This window comes from Pseudomonas sp. FG1, from assembly GCF_034313875.1.
GTDB classification, from domain to species: Bacteria; Pseudomonadota; Gammaproteobacteria; order Pseudomonadales; family Pseudomonadaceae; genus Aquipseudomonas; species Aquipseudomonas veronii.
Map to the genome: position 1 here is coordinate 1,317,374 of NZ_JAVIWP010000001.1, position 22,052 is coordinate 1,339,425.

Here is a 22,052-nt window from a genome sequence, read left to right on the forward strand (position 1 = left end):
ATCCAGCTAGCGCCCCTATACTGTATATAAAAACAGTATAGGGGCGTTTTCATGTCTGCACCTCTGCCGCCCCGTGGCCGGGGCACGGCGACCAACCTGCACAATCGTTTCGCGCCCACCGTCAGCGTGGTCGAGGACGACGGCTGGTACCAGGAGGTGCCGCCGACCCAGGGCACCGAAGTGCGTATCGAAACGGCCAAGACCATCATCACGCGCAACAACTCGCCGGACTTGCCGTTCGATCGCTCGATCAATCCTTATCGCGGGTGTGAGCATGGCTGACTGTAGTGTCTGATTGGTACATATGAGTGCGGGGTGATTTTGCGACATATATAGAAGGGAGGTGAGCTGCCACGTGTAGAGGTGGTTTCTCCCTAGGAACATTTAGTGACAAACGGCGCAATCCAGCAGCAGTAAGGCCTACACGGATGTTCCGCGTTTCATACACATTTTACCCACAGCGTTATCCGCAGGTAGTGCGTTGATAAGCCCCCCAAAACGCATTATCTTGTGTTTCGCCTCTCTACGGGACCCTACATGTTGGGGTTCACGCACCCTTTCCCCCTAAAAACTACGGTTGAATCTCTTTTGTTGGAGCGGACAGCTGCGTCTGAACATATGCGTCGCAGTGCCTCCATAGGGCCTCTTGAGGGCCTCAGGAAACGTTAAAGCGTTAATAGCGGCAACGGGGAGGGGGAAGGAAAGAAAATAGCTAGGAATGCATCAGGGAGGCTTGCAGGGGCACAGCGAAGCATATATAGTGGCCACACAAATGCAGAAACCCCAAATTAATGGGGTCTCAGCTGAAGATGTCTGCGAGTAGTCACGTTTCTGTCGGCAAACGTGGCGTGGCTACCCGCACCCTCTGACGCATGCGTTTGAGCACGGTTCAAGAGAAGGACGCCATTAAAGCCAATTGACGGCTGTTCAGTCAACTGTCAATTGATCGGCGGTCGTTTCTTGACATGTGCGACTAACCTCAAGCAAAGAGAGATAATCGCTATGAATAGCTTCGATCGCACCACCGCTGGAAAGAAAACCATCCCTGTCCGTCAGTATCGTCGGTTCCGTTTCGGCGAATGGGAGGATGTTTGCCATCACCACCGTAGCCCGCCGCGTTAACGGGTGAAAGTCGCCACCAAGCTTGTGCTGATTTGGTGGCTTCCTGCGGTAATTTCCCTACCGGTGAGTCCTTCGCCACTCGCAACACCTCAGGCCTTCCCGGTCTGTCCTTAAACACATCCCAAGCGCCCATAAGCCGGCACGGCCTATCAGCTGAGTAAAATTGATAGCTAAGTGCTATCCATAAGACTCCGGCAATGGAGCACTACGTGCCTCTGTATATTACAACGCTATATATGTACCTGTATGAGCGCTCATATCCTACTGATTTCAATAGATATTTATTCTGATGGCATCAGGCTATCTGCGGCGGTAAGATCGGCCAACTACGTACCGATAGGGATTCGCCATGAGAGCAGGGATAGCAGCGGCAATATTACTGATTAGCTCAGGATTGACTGGGTGCGCGGCAAACCATCCCCCCCTGCCACCGATGGCTCCAGATCCAACGCCCGCAGATTTAGCTGCCGCCGACTACGGACAGTACCCTCAACAGTATGAAGCAGTAGTGAAGAGGTGGACGGAAGACAGCATGAAAGATCCGGCATCAGTCATTTTCAAGAAGATCAGCAAGCCCCGAAAAGAGTACATGTTTGCAGCTAGAAAGGCTGTGTATGGGTACTCCGTCTGCACTTTGCTCAACGCGAAGAACTCATACGGTGGCTACACCGGTAACCAAGTGTATTGGCTCATGATTCGCGACGGTATTGTACAACGGGCAACGAATCTAACAGACAGCCTAAACCGTGGCGCACCGGGCATCATTTCTATTGGTCACTACGCCAACTGCGACGACGGAAAATAATCCGGGCTTTCAGGGAAAGCGGCGGAAGTGATTATTCTGTGAATTCCTTTTTCGCCGCTGGAAATGGGGTGCAACTCGATGAGCGATTGGGGCTCCCTGACTGAAAATAATGATGGGTAGCCAGATACCTACCTGAGCTGCTTAACGCGCCATCACGTCAGGTCGGGTAAGGCTGACCAAAGCAAAAATAACCTTCACCTGCCGCTGAGCGTGGTGCTGTGGGTGTTATCTGACATAACGAAGCCCGCTCAGGGCGGGCTCTGTGGGGCGTTACAGTTAGCCTTTCAAAGTACGTTGAACGGTGCTTAAACTCACTCCAAGTGCCTTGGCCGTATCACGGTAGGACGCCCCGTTGGCGACGTGTGTACGGATTGCATCGGCGTTGGTGGTCTTCACACCACCCTTGTAGGCGCCTCTCGCCTTAGCCGTGGCGATACCCTCCCGCTGACGCTCACGAATCATTGAGCGTTCGAACTGGGCAACGGCACCCATCAGGCTCAACATCAGGTCTTGGTTAGCGTTCTGCTCGCTGGTGAATAGAAGGTTCTCCTTGTGGAACTGGATGTTCACGCCACGGGCCTTGAGGTCACTCACCAGCCCCAGCAAATCAACCAAGCTACGAGCGAGCCTGTCAATCGAGTGGACATGGATCGTGTCGCCCTCACGAACGTATCGAAGCATTTCCTGTAGAGCAGGACGCTCAGTAGTGGAACCTGACACCTTGTCTTCAAACACCTGGGCGAAGGTCATGCCATCCAGTTGGCGAGCGGTAGTCTGATCGACCGTTGAAACGCGCTTGTAGCCAACATCTGCCATTTCCTTGCTCCTGTATTCATCTGGGTCTAGAGGCTGTCATTCTGGCTCTCATGCCCGGTGAAAACAACGCTGGAGCCCACGAAACTGTATTCATCCGACAAGTGGTCAACAGGGTGTACCCTGCTGAACACGAATCGGTCAGCCTGATACTGCATAAGCGCATTTGAGCCCTCCCTAGCCCTATGCTCTTGCGAATTAACTTATGACTGAATCTCGCCCCTTTGTTCAAACTGACTTAGGAACTGTCCAAGCTCCTTTGTTTTATTGAGACGTTCGGTGTCCAATATCTTCTGATCCAGAATCAGCTCAATTCCCGTCTTGAGGGCTGGAAAGAAACTCAGGCATTCAGATTCAGATTGATTGTGAACGCCACTACTGAGCACGCCATACATTTTATGATGCTCGACTAGATAACTTGGCAGCTGATCCTTCAGCAACTTAATACGCTCATTCATTCGTGCCTTTTTGTAGACCTCTTCGTTCCATCCCTCTTTTGAAGAGGCGACACCGTGAGCATCACTTATCAATGACTCAAAAATTCTCCGAAGGTAAACTAACGAGCCAGCACCAACGCCGTGAGCAGACAGCCCAATCGCCTTCGTGAATTCTTTGAACAAACCATCACCTAAGACTTTCCTGTACTTTTTTGCATGGAATATATTTGAGTCCGCACTCGATGGAAACTGCCCGACCTTCTGAATGCCTGAATCCGCAGCGCACCTGAATTTATAAATTGCTACGTGATCCCGATTCCTTGAGCAGACAGCATTAATAGTCCGATACGGACGATCCATCCAATTATCCATGACGATCCGGCTACCATAATCGTCGGTATTGCAATTGAAGACTGAAGCGGACTTGCATTCAGTGCAATAGGTATCAAGATGTCCCTCGTACCTGAATAGCGCGATTATAGCTTCGAGAGTTTCTTCTTCAACAGGATAGGGAGAATATAGCGGAATCTCTAGGCAAAACTCTTCAGGGGTTGGAAACTTTTTGACTGCCATAGTTAACTCCAGAACGACTCAAAATGTTTAACCTCATACGCTGACCCAGTACAGCTACCTGACTTCCAGCGAGTTATCGCAACTCAATGGCACCAGCAGGTGCTTGTTCAAGACAGACCATCGATTGATCCCTGCCTTGTCGAGCACCTTGGACAGGTCGTGTGGTTTTTGTTTCTCGATTGCCCTTGCGATCTGATCCAGTTTCTCCACGGAGAGCCTCTTGCCCATGACATTCATGATCGCAGGAAAGACTTTGTTCGCCATTTCCTGCAGGTCTTCGACTTTCTTGGTCGTGAAGATCGTCAGGTAGGCTTGGTGTGGTGCTGCACCCTTCTTGAGCGTTTGGATACGGACAAGGAACGGTTGATCTGGGCAACGTCTACGGAGTACCTGTTTGAATTTCACCATGTGCTCAAGCAATGCATGGCTTTGTTCAGGTTTATCGTAGAAGACTGAATGTTGGTATGACCACTGGTAGCCGCGAAGGACTGTCAGATACTTTCTCTTGGTCTTCTCTTCACTGGTTTCACTCACACACTGATCTCCCTCTACAGATGAACATACTGACTCGGAGCCCCCCTCCTATACTTGCGAACTCAATCGCCCTTCTACGTCACTAGCCAACAAATGCTGGAGCCAGCGTCAACAATGGCGTGCGTGGAAGCTAAGAATGGCGAATCAGGGACCAATTTTGGACACGATTATGCATTAGTAGTGCGGTAAACCTCAAACCGGATCGCAACAAAGCCTTTGTTAAACGATCGCCCTAGAAACCGGCCATCCCGCGAGTCGTCACTCTCCGCCACAATGAAAAAACCATATGTCCTATATGGGTTTAATAGACGTTTCAGGGAGGTTATTGGCATGTCAACGCAAGGGCTTCTTCATCACAGGCGACAACAGCGGTATTGGTGCTTTCCACTGCACTCCCTTGAGTGTTTCGAGTTCTTCCGGAGTAAAGGCGTCGGGCATTGTTGATGGCACTCTGCGACTCTTACCGGCGATCCTGACTGGCCCTTTAACAACGTTGAAGCGTTTATCTGGTGGGCTGCTGATGGTGGCTTGGAACTCCGTAACCTTGCCCTTGAGAGCAGGCTTAACCGCCGTGCTGAGGGTCTTTCCCTCGAAGTCAATCACCAGCGTTTCAAAGATGTTAGACAGGTACCGATTGATCCTTGCACGCTCCAGTGCAGCCGCCTCGCTACGGTCGTTCAACATCCACTCCACACGGTTGCCAATATCCAACCCGGCAATGGTAAAGGCGTCTTCCAGCTCTGATAGTTGCGTTTCAGTGGCTGCCAGCTTGGCACGTGCATCCTTGTCGTCTCCCTTGGCCTTGGTGAGCATGTCCAGCAGCACAGATTGCCGGTCTGAGTCGTCTTCGTCCATGAGGCGCTGTTGTGTCTGGCTGGTACGTGTGGCGATCTTCTCTATCAGCGCCAGTAACGCGTCACGCTCACGACGAAGGGTCTTTAGGTCTTCACTGGACTGCATGAAGTAGGTGCGAAGATTGGTCCAGTGCTCAAACTTGAACAGCAAGCGGCGTAGGTGCTCACCTCGGATACTGCGAATTCCTGGCCCTGTGCAACTGTTGCTCATGCTGGCGGTACAGTGGAAATACTCCTTGCCGGTCTTGAACATGAACCGGACGCTACCGCCACAAGCTGCACACTTCACCAAGCCTCTATAGATGTTGAGATTGCTGGCGTCTTGCTTACCGGCGAAGGGTTTACGCTTGTTAATGACAGCTTGCACCTCGGCGAACAGGTTCTTGTCCACGACCACCGGGTAATAGTCAGTCAACACCCGGTCGGATGGCATGTTCTTCCCGGCCTGTTCGCTGTAGTTGGTTATGGTGTGTTCACCGATCAAGCGACGGTTCTTCAACAGGTATTGCACTTGGTGAATCTTCCAGCCTGAACCGAACTGCTCGTTAACCCTTCTGCACGACTCAGCCACACCGTATTGAAGGGACGCGGTGAACAAGGCCCGTATCTGTTCGGCAATGTCCTCCTTTACCTTGAACCGGCGTTCTCCATCAATTCGCTCAACCTCAAGCCATTGGGCAACCTTGTCCGTCGTCACGTCGCCCGCCTCCATACGAACATGAGCCTTGGCCCAACCAGCACGGCCAAAATCACTCTTCCGTTTTGACTCGGCGTTGGCACGTTCCATATCGACAAGAATGGTCATGAGGCCACCGAGGTCGAGTGTTCCAGGCGTATACACCTGTAGGCGGTCGGCAATGCCAATCCTCAAGCCAGCACCTAGGATTTCAAAGAACAGGGGGACGGCGTGAGCGAGTTGCATCCTCGACATACGGTCGGCGTTCTCAAACAGGAGAAGGCTACCGGGTGGAATCTCGCCACGTTTTGCACGGTTGATGAAATCACGGAGCTTTCCTTCGTGAGCATTCTTACCCCGAAAGCTGGTCATGCCGGGGTCGGTGATCTCTTCCACCAATGTCATGTCGTAATGCTTGCAGAAAGCCTCTTGAGCCGCACGCTGACGGGCTTCGGTTGATCCGTCTGATTGGCGGTCTGTACTCCACCGCATGTATGAATAGACATTGCCTGACATTGGGTTCACCGTACATTGGTTCTTTTCAGAGAGTATAGCTGCATCTACTGCTATGCGCGGCCCAGCCATGCCTATTGGGACCTGTCGCCGGGGCTGGATTTCGAAACCAAACTGATCGCCAAGACCAACGCCGCCGATGTGCTCGAACAGCAGCTGTCCAAGCCCGGCTACGTGTGTGCGCCGATCAACCTGGGTTCCAACACCGATCCGTACCAGCCGATCGAGCGCGAGTACAAGATCACCCGGCAAACCCTCGAAGTGCTGCTGCGCTATCGGCACCCGGTGACCATCATCACCAAGGGCTCGCTGATCCTGCGCGATCTCGACCTGCTCACCGAACTGGCGCGCCAGCGGCTGGTGGCGGTGATGATCAGCCTCACCAGCCTCGACGACGAACTCAAGCGCATCCTGGAGCCGCGCACGGCGGCGCCCAAGGCGCGGTTGCGGGCGATCCGGGTGATGCGCGAGGCTGGTATCCCGGTGGGGGTGCTGTGTTCGCCGATGATCCCGATGATCAACGACAGCGAGCTGGAGAGCCTGCTCACCGAAGCCCATGCAGCCGGTGCGCAAAGTGCGGCGTATATGATGCTGCGCCTGCCGCTGGAGGTGGCGCCGCTGTTCGAGGAGTGGCTGGCGGCGCATTACCCGCAGCGCGCGGCCCATGTGATGAGCCTGGTACGCCAGGTGCGGGGTGGGGGCGTGTATGACAGTCGCTTCGGCGTGCGTATGCGCGGAGAGGGGCCGTTTGCCGATCTGCTGGCGCAGCGCTTCAGCAAGGCAATCAAGCGCCTTGGGCTCGACCGTCGGGAAGGCTTCAATCTGGATTGCACGGCGTTCTGCCCACCGGGCAGGCAGATGGCGTTGTTGTAGACTATTGGGCAAATACGCACTGTGATCGTAGAGGTGGTCGCGTTTTGACATCACTGAAACCCGCGATCTAGAGCGGTTGATTCAGTTTGAGTTAAGTTTCGACGGCTACTTTGTTCAGCGAGTGACTGACGAGTTGGCACCCGGCTTTGCGACGTTCTAAAACTATTCCATCGGCCCGGCGTCGAATTGACCTGAACCCTCCCCTGCATTAATCAAGAGGATGAATCATGAGTGACAAGGATAAACAGCCGTTGGCTGCGTCGGCTTCAGCCGCTCAAGTGGCGGAGTCCGCCGATGCAGCGCTAAAGCACATCGTTGACGGCTTTTTGCATTTCCATCACGACGTCTTCCCTCAGCAAGAAGAACTCTTCAAGAAACTCGCCACGGCCCAGAACCCTCGGGCGATGTTCATCACCTGCGCCGACTCGCGCATCGTGCCCGAGCTGATTACCCAGAGCTCGCCCGGCGACCTGTTCGTGACCCGTAACGTCGGCAACGTGGTGCCCCCCTACGGGCAGATGAACGGCGGTGTTTCCACGGCCATCGAATACGCGGTCCTTGCCCTGGGCGTGCAGCACATCATCGTGTGCGGGCACTCCGACTGCGGCGCGATGCGCGCGGTGCTCAACCCCGCGAGCCTGGAGAAGATGCCGACGGTCAAGGCCTGGCTGCGGCACGCCGAAGTCGCCAAGACCATGGTTCACGACAACTGCGACTGCGCCAATGAAGGCGAGAGCATGAAGATGCTGACCGAAGAAAACGTCATCGCCCAGTTGCAGCATTTGCGCACCCACCCGTCCGTGGCCTCGCGCATGGCCAATGGTCATTTGTTTATCCATGGCTGGATCTACAACATCGAGACCAGTGAAATCCGCGCCTACGATGCGGAAAAGGCGGCGTTTCGACCGCTGAACGGCACCGAGCCAATCCCCTCCGCGACGCCTAAAGCGCGCTTCTAACACACTTCCCTGCCGGGTAGAGCGGTGGCTGCCATGGATGCAGCCAGGCTTTGCCGCGCCCGGCGAATGCCTCGGGAGAGTCATCATGCGTGCTGCTCAATTAAAAGCTGTGTTGCCTCGGGAGCTGCTGGCCTCCGTGGTAGTGTTTCTGGTCGCCCTGCCCTTGTGCATGGGGATCGCGATCGCTTCCGGCATGCCGCCGGCCAAGGGCCTGATCACCGGCATCATCGGGGGCCTGGTGGTGGGCTGGATGGCGGGGTCGCCGTTGCAAGTCAGCGGGCCGGCGGCGGGGTTGGCGGTGTTGGTGTTCGAACTGGTGCGCCAGCACGGCATGCCGATGCTCGGGCCGATCCTGCTGCTGGCCGGCTTGCTGCAACTGCTGGCCGGGCGTTTGCGCCTGGGCTGCTGGTTCCGTGTCACGGCGCCGGCGGTGGTCTACGGCATGCTGGCGGGGATCGGCGTGCTGATTGTGCTGTCGCAGGTCCATGTGATGCTCGACGGTGCGCCCCAGCCATCAGGGCTGGATAACCTGGCGGGCTTCCCGGCCGCGTTGGCAGCGGCGGTGCCTACCCTGGGCGGCGGCCTTGGCTGGCAGGCCGGTTTGCTGGGGCTGTCGACCATGTTGGTGATGTACCTGTGGGATAAGTTCCGCCCGCAACCGCTGCGGTTTGTGCCGGGCGCCTTGTTGGGTGTGGGCCTGGCAACGCTGGCCAGCCTGGTACTGGCGTTGCAGGTCAAGCGCGTGGAGGTGCCGGAAAACCTCGCCGACGCCATCGATTGGCTGCGCCCCAGCGACTTGCTGAACCTGGCCGATCCCCAATTGTTGATCGCCGCGTTCGCCGTGGCGTTTATCGCCAGTGCCGAAACCCTGCTCTCCGCCGCCGCAGTCGACCGCATGCACAGTGGTCAGCGTTCTGACTTCGATAAGGAATTGTCCGCGCAAGGCGTGGGCAACATGCTCTGCGGCCTGGTCGGCGCCTTGCCGATGACGGGTGTGATCGTGCGCAGCTCGGCCAACGTGCAGGCCGGCGCCACCACGCGCTTGTCGGCGATGTTCCATGGCGTGTGGCTGCTGGGGTTCGTGCTGTTGCTGTCGAGCGTGCTGCAAAGCATTCCGGTGGCGAGCCTGGCGGGCGTGCTGGTGTACACCGGGATCAAGCTGGTGGACGTCAAGGCGTTCCGCGCGTTGGGCCGCTACGGGCGGATGCCGATGTTTACCTACGCGGCCACGGCGCTGGCGATCGTCTTTACCGACCTGCTGACCGGCGTGTTGGTGGGTTTCGGGCTGACGTTGCTGAAACTGGCGTTCAAGGCTTCGCGCCTGAAAATCAGCCTGATCGATTTGCCCGGCCACGGTGAAATGGAATTGCGTTTGAGCGGCGCGGCGACTTTTCTGAAAGTGCCGGCATTAACCCGGGTGCTGTCGACGGTGCCGGCGGGAAACACCCTGCATGTACCGCTGAACAACCTCAGTTACATCGACCATTCTTGCCTGGAGTTGCTGGAGGAATGGGGTCGGGCCAATGCGGCCAAGGGCGCGAAGCTGGTGATCGAGGCGCGGGGGTTGAAGCGTCGCTTGGAAGGTCGGGTGCGGACCACGACGAGGATCGGTTCGGCGCCGTTTACCAACTGACGGAACCGGATCAAAAATGCGGGAGGGGGCTTGCCCTCTCCCGCATGTGTTTAGCGTCAGGTCGAAGATTCAGGCCTGCTGATCCAGTTCCAACTCAATGCCCAACTTGCGCGACAGGCACGGCCAGCGCTTCCACGCTGCTTCCGTTGCCAGGCTTTTGAGCTGCTCGCGGTAGGCCTCGACCGATTCCAGCGCAAAGCTGTCTTCGCTGAGCATTTTATCTACTGCATGGTGTACGGCTTCGTCCAACTGGTTGGCAAAGGTTTCACCGATCAGTTGATGGGCAATCAGATTGGCCACGGTGGTGTCCGCTGGAATCAACGGTTGGCCGAAATGCGTGATATACAGGTCATTGACCTCTTCGACCAGGCGATGGGCCAGGTAGGCCTCGTCCAGCAGGCCGTCGAGACCGATATGGCCCGCCAGAATCGCGGGCGGTTGCAGGAAAAACTGCTCGGCAATCTTCAGTACCGGCTTGACCTGGCTTTCGATACCGGCCTCGCGGGCTACGTCGTTGGCGGCGTCCAGCAGGTCTGGGACGAGGTCGACGTAGGCAGTGACAAAGCGTGTCATGACGAGGTTACGATCACCCTCCGCCAGGGTAATGGCCGAATGCAGGTGCGGTAATTGTTTCTCGAGTTGCTGGGCCAGTTGGCCGGTGCTGGCTTCGTGTTGATGGGCAAGGGAAATCTGCTCGCGCAATGCGGCGGTGTTCATGAAAGCTCCAGTGAAGCAGGCGTAGGAAAAGGGAAAGGACAAGGTAGTTCGTTTATACAAGCGTCTAAGACGCATTTGTCATAATTATTTCATGGTTATGCGCCGCTGTTATATCGAATTGCCATCGTTCGTCGGATAAACGATTCCGCCCCCCGGTCTTATGGGCCCCGTCCGTCTGTTTCAGCTCATTTGCCCCTGCACATTGCGGGGTGGCAGGTGCTGTCTATACTCGGTTTTGTACGCGATTAGCTGATGACGCCAGACTGCATAAGCAGGTGAGGCTAAGCGGTTGTAAGCAGTATGGAAGCCGCTCCCTTCGACGCAGGTGCACACCGGCGGGATAACAAGAACGATAAGGGGAACCCGCAATGACGCGACATCCACATGTTTGGATGGGCCTCCTGTTGTGGTCAGTATTCGGTCAGGCGCATGCCGCCTGGACAACGAATATGGCGCCAGGGGCGACAGAAGTCAGTCACGCCGTGTTCGACCTGCACATGACCATTTTCTGGATCTGTGTAGTGATCGGCATTGTCGTATTTGGCGCGATGTTCTGGTCGATGATCCTTCACCGCCGGTCTACGGGCCAGGTGGCCGCCAAGTTCCACGAAAGCACCACCGTGGAAATCCTCTGGACCGTAGTGCCCTTGCTGATCCTGGTGGCCATGGCCATTCCGGCGACCAAGACTCTGATCAACATCTACGACAGCACGGAATCGGACATCGATATCCAGATCACCGGCTATCAGTGGAAGTGGCATTACAAATACCTCGGCCAGGATGTGGAGTTCTTCAGCAACCTGGCCACTCCCGCCGAGCAGATCCACAACAAGGCCACCAAAGGCGAACATTACCTGCTGGAAGTCGACCAGCCGCTGGTGCTGCCGGTGGGCGCCAAGGTGCGTTTTCTGGTGACCGCCGCGGACGTGATCCACTCCTGGTGGGTGCCGGCCTTTGCGGTCAAGCGCGATGCCATCCCCGGTTTCATCAACGAGGCCTGGACCCGTATCGAGAAGCCCGGCATCTACCGGGGCCAGTGCGCCGAGCTGTGCGGCAAGGACCACGGCTTCATGCCCATCGTGGTCGAGGTCAAGTCCAAGGCCGACTACGACACCTGGCTCGGCGAGCGCAAGGCTGAGGCCGCTCAGCTCAAGGAGCTGACCTCCAAGGAGTGGACGCTGGACGAACTGGTCGCCCGTGGCGACAAGGTCTACCACACCAGCTGTGTGGCCTGTCACCAGGCCGAAGGCCAGGGCCTGCCGCCGATGTTCCCGGCACTCAAAGGCTCGCCGATCGCCACCGGAAGCAAGGAAGACCACCTGCACCGCGTCTACTTCGGCAAGCCCGGCACCGCCATGGCCGCCTTCGGCAAGCAACTCTCGGAAGTGGATATCGCCGCGGTGGTGACCTACGAGCGCAACGCCTGGGGCAACAACAAAGGCGACATGGTCACGCCCAAAGACGTGCTGGCTCTGAAACAGGCGGAAAGCAAATGACTCACTTCATTGCGAATGCGCTGAACCGCCCCGCCCACTCGTTTGCAGGAGAACGGCCATGAGCGCTGTGATCGATGACCACGGCCACGCCAGTGACCATGCCCACGGCCCCGCCAAGGGTTTGATGCGCTGGGTGCTGACCACCAACCACAAAGACATCGGCACGATGTACCTGTGGTTCGCCTTCACCATGTTCCTGCTCGGCGGCTCGTTCGCCATGGTGATCCGCGCCGAGCTGTTCCAGCCCGGCCTGCAGATCGTCGAGCCGGCGTTCTTCAATCAGATGACCACCATGCACGGCTTGATCATGGTGTTCGGCGCGGTGATGCCGGCGTTCGTCGGCCTGGCCAACTGGATGATCCCGCTGATGATCGGCGCGCCGGACATGGCCCTGCCGCGCATGAACAACTTCAGCTTCTGGTTGCTGCCGGCGGCGTTCCTGCTACTGGTCTCGACCTTGTTCACCCCGGGCGGCGGGCCGAATTTCGGCTGGACCTTCTACGCCCCGCTCTCCACCACCTACGCCCCGGAAAGCGTGACGTTCTTCATCTTCGCCATCCACCTGATGGGCATCAGTTCGATCATGGGCGCGATCAACGTGGTCGCCACCATTCTCAACCTGCGCGCACCGGGTATGACCCTGATGAAAATGCCGCTGTTCGTGTGGACCTGGCTGATCACCGCTTTCCTGCTGATCGCGGTGATGCCGGTGCTGGCCGGTTGCGTGACGATGATGCTGATGGACATCCACTTCGGCACCAGCTTCTTCAGTGCCGCCGGCGGTGGTGATCCGGTGTTGTTCCAGCATGTGTTCTGGTTCTTCGGCCATCCCGAGGTGTACATCATGATCCTGCCGGCCTTCGGCGCCGTCAGCTCGATCATCCCGACCTTTTCGCGCAAACCGCTGTTTGGCTACACCTCGATGGTCTACGCCACGGCGAGTATCGCGTTCCTGTCGTTCATCGTGTGGGCGCACCACATGTTCGTGGTCGGCATTCCGCTGGTGGGCGAGTTGTTCTTCATGTACGCCACCCTGCTGATCGCCGTCCCGACGGGGGTGAAGGTGTTCAACTGGGTCAGCACCATGTGGCAAGGCTCGCTGACGTTCGAGACGCCGATGCTGTTTGCGGTGGCGTTCGTGATCCTGTTCACCATCGGCGGTTTCTCCGGCTTGATGCTGGCCATCGCGCCGGCAGACTTCCAGTACCACGACACCTACTTCGTGGTGGCGCACTTCCATTACGTACTGGTGCCTGGCGCAATCTTCGGCATCTTCGCCTCGGCTTACTACTGGCTGCCGAAATGGACCGGCCACATGTACGACGAAACCCTGGGCAAGCTGCACTTCTGGCTGTCTTTCGTGGGCATGAACATGGCGTTCTTCCCGATGCACTTCGTCGGGTTGGCCGGCATGCCGCGTCGGGTGCCGGACTACAACCTGCAGTTCGCCGACTTCAACATGGTCTCGTCCATCGGCGCGTTCATGTTCGGTGCCACGCAGATCTTCTTCCTGTTTATCGTGATCAAGTGCATCCGCGGCGGCCCGCCCGCGCCGGCCAAGCCGTGGGACGGCGCTGAAGGCCTGGAGTGGAGCGTGCCCTCGCCCGCGCCGTACCACACCTTCACCACGCCACCGGAGGTCAAATGAACCGGCTTCCACAAATCCCCTCCCACACTGTCGGGTGATCGCCATGGCTGACTCCGTGCCACTCAAGCGCCTGGTCACCCGTCTGTTGATCCTGGTGCTGGCGATGTTCGCTTTCGGCTTTGCCCTGGTGCCGATCTACGACGTGATGTGCAAGGCGTTCGGCATCAACGGCAAGACGGCCGGGCAGTATGAGGGCGAGCAGATCGTCGATCCGTCGCGCCAGGTGCGGGTGCAGTTCCTGTCCACCAATGCCATCGACATGGTCTGGGAGTTCCATTCCAAGGCCGATGAGATCGTGGTCAACCCCGGCGCGGTCAACGAGATGCTCTTCGTGGCCTACAACCCCAGCGACAAGCCGATGACCGCCCAGGCGATCCCGAGCATTTCCCCGGCTGAAGCGGCGATGTACTTCCACAAGACCGAGTGTTTTTGCTTCACCCAGCAAGTGCTGCAACCCGGTGAGCGCATCGAAATGCCGGTGCGCTTCATTGTCGATCGCGACATGCCCAAGGATGTGAAGCATTTGACCCTGGCGTACACGCTGTTTGATATCACTGCGCGCCAACCGCCCGTGGCTGTCCATAGCGGCGGCTAGCTACTGTTTGCCCGCTCAATCAGGAGAGCGAATACATGTCGACTCATGATACGTACTACGTACCAGCGCAAAGCAAATGGCCGATAATTGCCACGGTTGGCCTGCTGATCACCGTGTATGGCCTGGGCGTGTGGTTCAACGACCTGAAGGCTGCGCGCCCGGAATCCCACGGGCCGTGGATCTTTTTCGTCGGTGGCCTGTTACTGGCCTACATGCTGTTCGGCTGGTTCGGCGCGGTGATCAAGGAAAGCCGCGCCGGGTTGTACAGCGCGCAGATGGACCGCTCGTTCCGCTGGGGCATGACCTGGTTCATCTTTTCCGAAGTGATGTTCTTTATCGCGTTCTTCGGCGCGCTGTTTTATGTGCGGCATATGTCGGCGCCGTGGTTGGCGGGCGAAGGCTCCAAAGGCATCGCGCATATGCTGTGGCCGAATTTCGAGTTTGTCTGGCCGCTGCTCAACAACCCCGATCCCACGCTGTTTCCCGCGCCCGAAGGCACCATCAGCCCGTGGGGCCTGCCGTTGGTCAACACCATCCTGCTGGTGAGTTCCAGCGTGACCATCACCATCGCCCACCATGCGCTGCGCAAAGGCCATCGCGGTGCGCTGAAGCTCTGGCTGGCGATCACGGTGCTGCTGGGCCTGGGGTTTCTTGGGTTCCAGGCCGAGGAATACATCCACGCCTACAAAGAGCTGGGCCTGACGTTGGGCTCCGGCGTGTACGGCGCGACCTTCTTCATGCTCACCGGTTTTCACGGGGCCCACGTGACCATCGGCACGATTATTTTGTTCGTGATGCTGATGCGTATCTTGCGCGGGCACTTCAATGCCGAGCACCAGTTCGGTTTCGAGGCGGCCAGTTGGTATTGGCACTTTGTGGATGTGGTCTGGATCGGCCTGTTTTTCTTCGTGTATGTGCTGTGAGGCGCGCTACCAAGGCGCATGTGACACCAGCTGGCCGCTGAAAAAGCCCCAGGCGATCAACGCCACGGTGATCACGGCCAGTACGACACGCACGGTCAAAGCGGTGACGAGGCGGTTGGAGTGGCCCTCGTCCTTGACCAGAAAGAACAAGCCACTGAACAGGCTCGCGACGGTCGCGATGAGCATCAGGGCAATGGCGGCTTTGAGCATGGTCTGGCTCCAGGGCTTATAGGGGAGGGGCGATGAAATCCAGTATAGCCAGTGCCATCCAGCGCTTTCGCCCCGGTATCGCGCCGACGTTGGTGGTGCTCGTGTTGCTGCCGCTGATGGTGGGCCTGGGGTTCTGGCAACTGTCGCGCGGCCATGAAAAACAGCTGATGGTGGACAGCTACGCCGAGCGCCGCGCCGCTGAGCCGGTGGGCAGTGCGCAACTCGACAGCATGGCTGATCCGGCCTTCCGTCGCGTGCATCTGCGCGGCCAATTCGACGGCGAGCACAGTGTGTTGCTCGACAACCGCATGCGTAATGGCAAGGCCGGCGTCGAGCTGCTGCAACCGTTTCACGACCAGGCCAGCGGCCTGTGGCTGCTGCTCAATCGCGGCTGGTTGCCCTGGCCGGATCGGCGCGCGCCGCCCGTCTTCAGCACGCCGGAACAGCCGGTGAATCTTGACGCCTGGGTGTATGTCGCGCCCGGCGAAACCTTCCAGTTGCACGCCGACCCGGCGACCACGCACTGGCCGCGCCTGCTCACCGCGCTGCATCCGGCGACGTTGTGGGCCGAGCTGGGGCGCAGCGGTTTTGCCTACGAACTGCGCGCCGAAGCCGGCCCCGGCACCTACGACACCACCTGGCCCATCGTTGCCATGGGCCCGGAAAAACACCTGGCCTATGCGGTGCAATGGTTCGCCATGGCGTTGGCGCTGCTGAGCCTTTACCTCTACCTCGGATGGCACAACGCAAAGGAGAAGCACCATGGGAGCGGCCATGAATCCACTCAACATGTCTGATGCGCCAGCGACGCCCGACCGGCGCAAAGGCCGCTGGCAGCTGATCCTGATCCTGCTGATGGTGATCGGCCCGATGGCGCTCGCCACCTTTATGTACAAGCTGCAGTTCTGGGTGCCGGACAGTCGCAGTTACCACGGCGAACTGATCGGCAACGGCCAGACCCGCGCCGATATCGGTGTGCAGGCGGACGAACAGCGCTGGCAGTTGCTCGTCACGGCGCCCAGCGCCTGCGCCGCCGAGTGCCGGCAACTGGTGTACCTGGCGCGGCAGCTGCAGATCGGCCTCGGCCGCGATGCGTCCCGGGCCAGTCATGCCCTGGCCAGTGCGCAGCCGGTCGGCGCCGATTACGAGGCCAGGCTCAAGGCCGAATACCCGCAATTGCAACGCTACCCGCTGGACCTGACGACCTTCGGCAAAGCCGCCGCCGCACCGGGCGAGGCGCAACTGTGGATCGTCGATCCCCACGGCAACCTGGTGCTGCGCTACGACACGACGGTCAAGGGCAAGGACTTGCTCAACGACCTGCGCCACCTGCTGAAACTGTCGAACATCGGATAAGGGCATCGTCATGGCCAAACCTGGATTTCGCCTCGCGCTGTTTGCCACCTTGCTGGCGCTGATTGTCGTATTGCTCGGCGCCTATACGCGCCTGACCCACGCCGGCCTGGGTTGCCCGGATTGGCCGGGCTGCTACGGCTTTATCAGCGTGCCGCAAAGCGACGCCCAGTTGGCCCATGCCGAGTTGCATTTCCCGGACACGCCGGTGGAGGCCGACAAAGGCTGGAGCGAGATGGTCCATCGTTACTTTGCCGGCACCCTGGGCCTGCTGATCGTGCTGCTGGCGGCGCGCTCGTGGCAGCATCGGCGTGACCCCGGCCAGCCGGTGAAGTTGCCGCTGTTCCTGTTGGCGGTGGTGTTCGCCCAGGCGGCGTTCGGCATGTGGACGGTGACGCTCAAGCTCTGGCCACAAGTGGTGACCGGGCATCTGTTGGGCGGCTTTGCGACCTTGAGCCTGTTGTTTCTGCTGACCCTGCGCCTGTCCGGCGTGCTGCCCGCGCTGATCGTGCCCAAGCGCCTGCAATATTGGGCCACCGCCGGCCTGGTGCTGGTGATCGGCCAGATCGCACTGGGCGGCTGGGTGAGTTCCAACTACGCGGCGGTGGCCTGTATCGATTTGCCCACCTGCCATGGCCAGTGGTGGCCGGCGGCGGACTTTGCCAATGGCTTCCACCTGACCCAGCACATCGGCCCCAATTACCTCGGCGGCCAGCTCGACAGCGACGCGCGCACGGCCATTCACCTGACCCACCGCATCGGCGCGCTGCTGGTCACCCTGGTATTGCTGGGCCTGGCCTGGCAGCTGCGCGCGGTGGGCATGACCCGGCTCGCGGGCCTGCTGCTGATCGCCCTGGCGGCACAGATCGGCCTGGGCCTGAGCAACGTGTATTTCCACCTGCCGCTGCCGGTGGCGGTCGGTCACAACGCCGGTGGCGCAGCCTTGTTGCTGACCCTGGTACTGGTCAATTACCACGCCCGTACCAGCCTGGTCCGGGTGCGCCGCCAGATGCCGTTCGGCTGGCGCTTCAGCCCGCGTAAACACGTATCGGGCCTTATCACCCTCAAAGGAGAGATGCCATGGCGACCTTGATCGGCGCGCGTCACGGCCAGGCGATCTGGCGTGACTACCTGGAGCTGACCAAGCCGAAAGTGGTGGTGCTGATGCTCATCACCTCGCTGGTGGGCATGTTCCTCGCCACCCGCGCCGGGGTGCCGTGGGCGGTGCTGATCTTCGGCAATCTGGGGATCGCCCTGTGTGCCGGTGGCGCGGCGGTGGTCAACCACGTCGTCGATCGGCGCATCGATACGCTGATGGCGCGCACGCAAAAGCGCCCGATCGCCCAGGGGCGTGTGTCGCCCGGGGCGGCGCTGGCCTTTGCTTTGTTTCTGGCTGTTGCCGGGTTGGCGCTGCTGCTGGCGTTCACCAACCCGCTGGCGGCCTGGCTGACGCTGGCTTCGTTGCTCGGTTATGCGGTGATCTACACCGGCTTTCTCAAGCGCGCGACGCCGCAGAACATCGTCATCGGTGGCCTGGCCGGCGCGGCACCGCCGCTGTTGGGCTGGGTTGCGGTCACCGGGCATGTCAGCGCCGAGCCGCTGCTGCTGGTGCTGATCATCTTCGCCTGGACCCCGCCGCACTTCTGGGCCCTGGCCATTCACCGCAAGGAGGAATACGCCAAGGCCGATATTCCGATGCTGCCGGTCACCCATGGCGAGCACTACACCAAGGTGCATATCCTGCTCTACACCTGCGTCCTGCTGGCGGTGAGCCTGATGCCCTACGTCATCCATATGAGCGGCCTGCTGTACCTCGGATCTGCGCTGGTGTTGGGCGCACGCTTTCTGCAATGGGCCTGGGTGCTGTACCGTGGCGCTCAGCCGCACGCGGCGATCAACACGTTCAAGTACTCTATCTGGTACCTGTTCCTCCTGTTTATCGCCCTGCTCGTAGACCACTACTTATTGTTGAACCTATGACCCGAACTCAAAAAACTGTCTTCATTCTGGTGGCCATTGTCGCGTTGATCATGGGCCTGACCGTCAACAAGGTGCTCTCGGGCAAGGGCCAGGGCGACCCGACCGCCTTGATCGATGCCGGCATCATCCTGCTGCCGCAAAGCCGCCAATTGCCGCCGGTGACCATGACCAACCAGGACGGCCAGCCGGTACTGGTCAACGAGTTGAAGGGCAAGTGGAGCCTGCTGTTCTTCGGCTACACCTTCTGCCCGGACATCTGCCCCACCACCCTCGCCCAACTGCGCCAGATCAAGAGCGAGTTGCCCAAAGAAGCTGTGGATAAGTTGCAGGTGATCCTGGTCAGCGTCGACCCGAACCGCGACACGCCGACTCAGCTCAAGCAATACCTGGGCTATTTCGACCCGCAATTCGAAGGCCTGACCGGCGCGAATGTGGACGATGTGCAGAAGGTGTCGAACGCGGTGAGCATCCCGTTCATTCCGGCGGACACGACCAAGCCGAACTACACGGTCGACCACAGCGGCAACCTCGCGCTGATCGGTCCGGATGGCACCCAGCGTGGGTTCATTCGTGCGCCGCTGAACAACCAGAAGCTGGTGGCGCAGTTGCCAGGGCTGTTGCAGCGCAAATAACAGGCAACACAAAACACAGGTGGGAGGGGGCTTGCTCCCGATGGCGGTGGGTCAGTCAACGTATGCATCGACTGAACTGCCGCTATCGGGGGCAAGCCCCCTCCCACATTGTTTGATCTGCGGTGTGTTGGGGAGCGAGTCGGATCAGAACGCTGGCTTGATCGCGCCTTTGTACTTCTCTTCGATGAACTTCTTCACTTCAGGCGTGTGCAGGGCTGCGACCAGCTTCTTCACGGCGTCCGAGTCTTTGTTGTCTTCGCGGGTCACCAGGATGTTCACGTAAGGCGAGTCGCTGCCTTCGATGACCAGAGCGTCCTTGGACGGGTCCAGTTTGGCTTCCAGCGCGTAGTTGGTGTTGATCAGCGCCAGGTCGACCTGGGTCAGCACGCGCGGCAATGTGGCGGCTTCCAGTTCGCGGAACTTGAGTTTTTTCGGGTTGGCGGTGATGTCCTTGATGGTCGACAGGATGTTGGTCGGGTCCTTCAGGGTGATCAGGTTGTGCTTGGCCAACAGCAACAGCGCGCGGCCGCCGTTGGTGGCGTCGTTCGGGATCACGACGTTGGCGCCGTCAGGCAGGTCGGCCAGGGTCTTGTACTTGCTGGAGTAAGCGCCCAGGGGCTCGAGGTGGACCGCGCCGACGCTCACCAGGTGTGTGCCCTTGGCTTTGTTGAACTCATCCAGGTACGGCTGGTGCTGGAAGAAGTTGGCGTCCAGGCGCTTTTCGGCCACTTGTACGTTGGGCTGCACATAGTCGGTGAAGACTTTGACCTGCAAGTCCACGCCCTCTTTGGCGAGTGCCGGCTTCACGAATTCGAGGATTTCCGCGTGGGGCACCGGCGAGGCGGCAACCGTGATGGTCTCGGCGTGGGCCGAAAACGCGGCGACGGCGGCGAAAGCAACCAGTAGTTTTTTCATCCAGCAAGCTCCTTGTTCGGGCATTTATCGGCGTATAGCCGGCAATAGCCGTTATTTTCGAGAAAAATGCACCACCAGCTTGTCGCCGACGGTTTGCAGAATTTGCACCAGGATCAACAACAGCACCACCGTGACGACCATCACATCGGTCTGGAAGCGCTGGTAGCCGAAACGGATGGCCAGGTCGCCCAGGCCGCCGGCACCGACGACGCCGGCCATGGCGGTGTAGGACACCAGTGTAATCGCCGTCACCGTAATCGCCGCGAAAATGCCGGGGCGGGCCTCAGGCAATAAAGCATGGGTGATGATCTGGCGCGTGCTGGCCCCCATGGACTGGGTGGCTTCGATGATGCCGCGGTCCACTTCACGCAGCGCGGTTTCCACCAGGCGCGCAAAGAACGGCGTTGCGCCCACGACCAGCGGCGGAATCGCACCGGCCACACCCAGCGAAGTGCCGGTGATCAGCACGGTGAACGGGATCATCACGATCAACAGGATGATGAACGGCAGCGAGCGCAGGATGTTCACGCTCAGCGACAGCAACGCGTACAGGCCTTTTTGCTCGAACAGCTGGCGCGGGCTGCACAGAAACAGCAGCACGCCCAAGGGCAAGCCGAGCAGCACGGTGAAGAACAGCGAACCGAACAGCATGGTCATGGTGTCGCCGGTGGCGAGCCAGATTTCGGACCAGTCGATATTGGCGAAGAAACTCATCAGGACTTCCATTAGCGCAGCACCTCCATGTGGACGTCGGCGGCGGTAAAGCGGGCAATGGCCGCTTCCATGTCACCGCCGGTGATGGCGAGGGTCAGTTGCCCGTAGGGGATGTCTTTGATGCGGTCGATGCGCCCGGCGAGGATGCTGTAGTCCACACCCGTTTCGCGGGCGATGTTACCCAGCAGCGGTGCGTAGGTCGCTTCGCCCTGGAACGTCAGGCGCACGATGCGGCCCGGTACGTGGGCGAAGTCATCGCGCTGCTCGCTTTCGTCGACCTGATCGGCTTCCTGGACAAAGCGCTTGGTGGTCGGGTGCTTGGGGTGCAGGAACACGTCGGCCACCGAGCCTTGCTCGACGATCACGCCGGCATCCATCACGGCCACCTGGTCGCATACGCGGCGGATCACGTCCATTTCGTGGGTGATCAGTACGATGGTGAGCTTCAACTCGCGGTTGATCTCGGCCAGCAGTTGCAACACCGAGGCGGTGGTCTGCGGGTCAAGGGCGCTGGTGGCTTCGTCGCACAGCAGGATTTTCGGCTTGGTTGCCAGGGCGCGGGCAATGCCGACGCGCTGCTTCTGGCCGCCGGACAGTTGCGCCGGGTACTTCTTGGCGTGGTCCGACAGGCCGACGCGCGCCAGCAGTTCGGCGACGCGCTGGTCGATGGCCTTGCGCGACAATTCGCCGGCCAGTGTCAGCGGCAGCGCCACGTTGTCGGCGACGGTCTTGGAGGCCAGCAGGTTGAAGTGCTGGAAAATCATCCCGACCTGCTGGCGGAAACGGCGCAGGCCGTTGGCATCCAGGGCCGTGACTTCTTCGCCATCGACGTTGATCTGGCCGCCGCTGGGTTGCTCGAGGCGATTGATCAGGCGCAACAAGGTACTTTTTCCCGCACCGGAGTGGCCAATCAGACCAAACACCTGGCCGTTCTCGACGCGCAGGTTGGTGGGGTGAAGCGCGGGGATTTCCTTACCGGCGACGCGGTAGGTTTTATGGACGTTATGAAACTCGATCACGTAGCGAACCTTGTGGGGCGCATGGAAAAGGGATCAGCGGTTAGCCGGGCGCGCATTT

At 59.2% G+C, this 22,052-nt stretch carries 21 protein-coding genes and 2 pseudogenes; 14 read left to right on the plus strand and 9 right to left on the minus strand.

The features are described 5' to 3' along the window. Nucleotides 1–51: 51 nt before the first annotated feature. Both RGV59_RS06230 and RGV59_RS06235 read left to right on the plus strand, forming a co-directional pair. A pseudogene (locus RGV59_RS06230) lies at nucleotides 52–279 on the plus strand (radical SAM protein); the annotation flags it as partial. Between the two features lie 1,375 nt (nucleotides 280–1,654). Further along, nucleotides 1,655–1,927: a hypothetical protein gene (locus tag RGV59_RS06235; protein WP_322246919.1), complete on the plus strand. Its 273-nt coding sequence runs from the start codon at nucleotides 1,655–1,657 to the stop codon at nucleotides 1,925–1,927. A 276-nt stretch (nucleotides 1,928–2,203) separates the two neighbouring features. Here RGV59_RS06235 and RGV59_RS06240 read toward each other — a convergent pair whose 3' ends face one another. The 4 genes from RGV59_RS06240 to RGV59_RS06255 all read right to left on the minus strand — a co-directional run bounded on the left by RGV59_RS06240 (nucleotide 2,204) and on the right by RGV59_RS06255 (nucleotide 6,330). Further along, nucleotides 2,204–2,743, minus strand: coding sequence for a recombinase family protein (locus RGV59_RS06240; protein WP_322246920.1), 540 nt, complete (start codon nucleotides 2,741–2,743; stop codon nucleotides 2,204–2,206). 200 nt (nucleotides 2,744–2,943) lie between these two features. Beyond that, entirely contained in the window at nucleotides 2,944–3,750 is an 807-nt protein-coding gene (locus RGV59_RS06245) for a short-chain dehydrogenase (protein WP_322246921.1), read from the minus strand. A 54-nt stretch (nucleotides 3,751–3,804) separates the two neighbouring features. After that, nucleotides 3,805–4,284, minus strand: coding sequence for a hypothetical protein (locus tag RGV59_RS06250; RefSeq protein ID WP_322246922.1), 480 nt, complete (start codon nucleotides 4,282–4,284; stop codon nucleotides 3,805–3,807). A 333-nt stretch (nucleotides 4,285–4,617) separates the two neighbouring features. Then, nucleotides 4,618–6,330, minus strand: a complete 1,713-nt coding sequence (locus RGV59_RS06255) for a recombinase family protein (protein ID WP_322246923.1) — start codon at nucleotides 6,328–6,330, stop codon at nucleotides 4,618–4,620. Nucleotides 6,331–6,360: 30 nt separating this feature from the next. Here RGV59_RS06255 and RGV59_RS06260 point away from each other — a divergent pair. From RGV59_RS06260 to RGV59_RS06270, 3 genes and pseudogenes are all read left to right on the plus strand, one after another. Then, a pseudogene (locus RGV59_RS06260) lies at nucleotides 6,361–7,200 on the plus strand (PA0069 family radical SAM protein); the annotation flags it as partial. A 227-nt stretch (nucleotides 7,201–7,427) separates the two neighbouring features. Next, entirely contained in the window at nucleotides 7,428–8,159 is a 732-nt protein-coding gene (locus RGV59_RS06265; RefSeq protein WP_017849002.1) for a carbonic anhydrase, read from the plus strand. Between the two features lie 85 nt (nucleotides 8,160–8,244). Next, nucleotides 8,245–9,792, plus strand: coding sequence for a SulP family inorganic anion transporter (locus RGV59_RS06270; protein WP_079442554.1), 1,548 nt, complete (start codon nucleotides 8,245–8,247; stop codon nucleotides 9,790–9,792). Nucleotides 9,793–9,861: 69 nt separating this feature from the next. Here the strand turns inward: RGV59_RS06270 and RGV59_RS06275 are convergent, their stop codons facing one another. Further along, on the minus strand, nucleotides 9,862–10,509 hold the full coding sequence (locus tag RGV59_RS06275; RefSeq protein ID WP_046381543.1) for a hypothetical protein: 648 nt from the start codon (nucleotides 10,507–10,509) through the stop codon (nucleotides 9,862–9,864). Nucleotides 10,510–10,877: 368 nt separating this feature from the next. Between RGV59_RS06275 and coxB the strand changes: the two genes are divergently transcribed. From coxB to RGV59_RS06295, 4 genes are read left to right on the plus strand one after another with little or no spacing between them, the layout of a single operon-like run. After that, a complete protein-coding gene (gene coxB, locus RGV59_RS06280; RefSeq protein WP_026140284.1) occupies nucleotides 10,878–12,005 on the plus strand; it encodes a cytochrome c oxidase subunit II in 1,128 nt (375 codons plus the stop codon). A 58-nt stretch (nucleotides 12,006–12,063) separates the two neighbouring features. Further along, nucleotides 12,064–13,653 (plus strand): cytochrome c oxidase subunit I, encoded by a 1,590-nt coding sequence (ctaD, locus tag RGV59_RS06285; protein ID WP_017849006.1) that lies wholly within the window; start codon nucleotides 12,064–12,066, stop codon nucleotides 13,651–13,653. A 43-nt stretch (nucleotides 13,654–13,696) separates the two neighbouring features. Next, a complete protein-coding gene (locus tag RGV59_RS06290) occupies nucleotides 13,697–14,248 on the plus strand; it encodes a cytochrome c oxidase assembly protein (RefSeq protein WP_026140285.1) in 552 nt (183 codons plus the stop codon). Nucleotides 14,249–14,283: 35 nt separating this feature from the next. Then, on the plus strand, nucleotides 14,284–15,171 hold the full coding sequence (locus RGV59_RS06295; protein WP_017849008.1) for a cytochrome c oxidase subunit 3: 888 nt from the start codon (nucleotides 14,284–14,286) through the stop codon (nucleotides 15,169–15,171). 6 nt (nucleotides 15,172–15,177) lie between these two features. Here RGV59_RS06295 and RGV59_RS06300 read toward each other — a convergent pair whose 3' ends face one another. Then, nucleotides 15,178–15,381: a twin transmembrane helix small protein gene (locus tag RGV59_RS06300; RefSeq protein WP_017849009.1), complete on the minus strand. Its 204-nt coding sequence runs from the start codon at nucleotides 15,379–15,381 to the stop codon at nucleotides 15,178–15,180. 32 nt (nucleotides 15,382–15,413) lie between these two features. On the opposite strand from RGV59_RS06300, the gene RGV59_RS06305 reads away from it, so the two are divergent. Genes RGV59_RS06305 through RGV59_RS06325 form a run of 5 tightly spaced genes read left to right on the plus strand, consistent with a single transcriptional unit; the run spans nucleotide 15,414 to nucleotide 19,346 of the window. Continuing rightward, a complete protein-coding gene (locus RGV59_RS06305; RefSeq protein ID WP_102618187.1) occupies nucleotides 15,414–16,178 on the plus strand; it encodes an SURF1 family protein in 765 nt (254 codons plus the stop codon). Further along, entirely contained in the window at nucleotides 16,144–16,737 is a 594-nt protein-coding gene (locus RGV59_RS06310; RefSeq protein ID WP_026140286.1) for a hypothetical protein, read from the plus strand. Before RGV59_RS06305 ends, RGV59_RS06310 begins: the two co-directional genes overlap by 35 nt. Nucleotides 16,738–16,747: 10 nt before the next feature. After that, a complete protein-coding gene (locus RGV59_RS06315; protein ID WP_102618186.1) occupies nucleotides 16,748–17,827 on the plus strand; it encodes a COX15/CtaA family protein in 1,080 nt (359 codons plus the stop codon). Continuing rightward, a complete protein-coding gene (cyoE, locus tag RGV59_RS06320; RefSeq protein WP_046381540.1) occupies nucleotides 17,815–18,714 on the plus strand; it encodes a heme o synthase in 900 nt (299 codons plus the stop codon). Before RGV59_RS06315 ends, cyoE begins: the two co-directional genes overlap by 13 nt. After that, nucleotides 18,711–19,346: an SCO family protein gene (locus RGV59_RS06325; RefSeq protein ID WP_017849014.1), complete on the plus strand. Its 636-nt coding sequence runs from the start codon at nucleotides 18,711–18,713 to the stop codon at nucleotides 19,344–19,346. Before cyoE ends, RGV59_RS06325 begins: the two co-directional genes overlap by 4 nt. Nucleotides 19,347–19,490: 144 nt before the next feature. On the opposite strand, the gene RGV59_RS06330 is transcribed toward RGV59_RS06325, so the two are convergent. From RGV59_RS06330 to RGV59_RS06340, 3 genes are read right to left on the minus strand one after another with little or no spacing between them, the layout of a single operon-like run. Continuing rightward, a complete protein-coding gene (locus RGV59_RS06330; RefSeq protein WP_017849015.1) occupies nucleotides 19,491–20,261 on the minus strand; it encodes a MetQ/NlpA family ABC transporter substrate-binding protein in 771 nt (256 codons plus the stop codon). Between the two features lie 51 nt (nucleotides 20,262–20,312). Continuing rightward, entirely contained in the window at nucleotides 20,313–20,987 is a 675-nt protein-coding gene (locus tag RGV59_RS06335; protein ID WP_017849016.1) for a methionine ABC transporter permease, read from the minus strand. Then, nucleotides 20,987–21,994: a methionine ABC transporter ATP-binding protein gene (locus RGV59_RS06340; RefSeq protein ID WP_102618185.1), complete on the minus strand. Its 1,008-nt coding sequence runs from the start codon at nucleotides 21,992–21,994 to the stop codon at nucleotides 20,987–20,989. The genes RGV59_RS06335 and RGV59_RS06340 overlap by 1 nt, the downstream gene beginning before the upstream one ends. Between the last annotated feature and the right edge of the window lie 58 nt (nucleotides 21,995–22,052).

Excerpts from the sequence above, each read along its gene's own strand:
- RGV59_RS06235 (WP_322246919.1), top strand. The coding sequence starts at position 1,655 with ATGAAAGATCCGGCATCAGTCATTTTCAAGAAGATCAGCAAGCCCCGA.
- RGV59_RS06240 (WP_322246920.1), bottom strand. The coding sequence starts at position 2,743 with ATGGCAGATGTTGGCTACAAGCGCGTTTCAACGGTCGATCAGACTACC.
- RGV59_RS06245 (WP_322246921.1), bottom strand. The coding sequence starts at position 3,750 with ATGGCAGTCAAAAAGTTTCCAACCCCTGAAGAGTTTTGCCTAGAGATT.
- RGV59_RS06255 (WP_322246923.1), bottom strand. The coding sequence starts at position 6,330 with ATGTCAGGCAATGTCTATTCATACATGCGGTGGAGTACAGACCGCCAA.
- RGV59_RS06265 (WP_017849002.1), top strand. The coding sequence starts at position 7,428 with ATGAGTGACAAGGATAAACAGCCGTTGGCTGCGTCGGCTTCAGCCGCT.
- RGV59_RS06270 (WP_079442554.1), top strand. The coding sequence starts at position 8,245 with ATGCGTGCTGCTCAATTAAAAGCTGTGTTGCCTCGGGAGCTGCTGGCC.
- RGV59_RS06275 (WP_046381543.1), bottom strand. The coding sequence starts at position 10,509 with ATGAACACCGCCGCATTGCGCGAGCAGATTTCCCTTGCCCATCAACAC.
- coxB (WP_026140284.1), top strand. The coding sequence starts at position 10,878 with ATGACGCGACATCCACATGTTTGGATGGGCCTCCTGTTGTGGTCAGTA.
- ctaD (WP_017849006.1), top strand. The coding sequence starts at position 12,064 with ATGAGCGCTGTGATCGATGACCACGGCCACGCCAGTGACCATGCCCAC.
- RGV59_RS06290 (WP_026140285.1), top strand. The coding sequence starts at position 13,697 with ATGGCTGACTCCGTGCCACTCAAGCGCCTGGTCACCCGTCTGTTGATC.
- RGV59_RS06295 (WP_017849008.1), top strand. The coding sequence starts at position 14,284 with ATGTCGACTCATGATACGTACTACGTACCAGCGCAAAGCAAATGGCCG.
- RGV59_RS06300 (WP_017849009.1), bottom strand. The coding sequence starts at position 15,381 with ATGCTCAAAGCCGCCATTGCCCTGATGCTCATCGCGACCGTCGCGAGC.
- RGV59_RS06305 (WP_102618187.1), top strand. The coding sequence starts at position 15,414 with ATGAAATCCAGTATAGCCAGTGCCATCCAGCGCTTTCGCCCCGGTATC.
- RGV59_RS06310 (WP_026140286.1), top strand. The coding sequence starts at position 16,144 with ATGGGAGCGGCCATGAATCCACTCAACATGTCTGATGCGCCAGCGACG.
- RGV59_RS06315 (WP_102618186.1), top strand. The coding sequence starts at position 16,748 with ATGGCCAAACCTGGATTTCGCCTCGCGCTGTTTGCCACCTTGCTGGCG.
- cyoE (WP_046381540.1), top strand. The coding sequence starts at position 17,815 with ATGGCGACCTTGATCGGCGCGCGTCACGGCCAGGCGATCTGGCGTGAC.
- RGV59_RS06325 (WP_017849014.1), top strand. The coding sequence starts at position 18,711 with ATGACCCGAACTCAAAAAACTGTCTTCATTCTGGTGGCCATTGTCGCG.
- RGV59_RS06330 (WP_017849015.1), bottom strand. The coding sequence starts at position 20,261 with ATGAAAAAACTACTGGTTGCTTTCGCCGCCGTCGCCGCGTTTTCGGCC.
- RGV59_RS06335 (WP_017849016.1), bottom strand. The coding sequence starts at position 20,987 with ATGGAAGTCCTGATGAGTTTCTTCGCCAATATCGACTGGTCCGAAATC.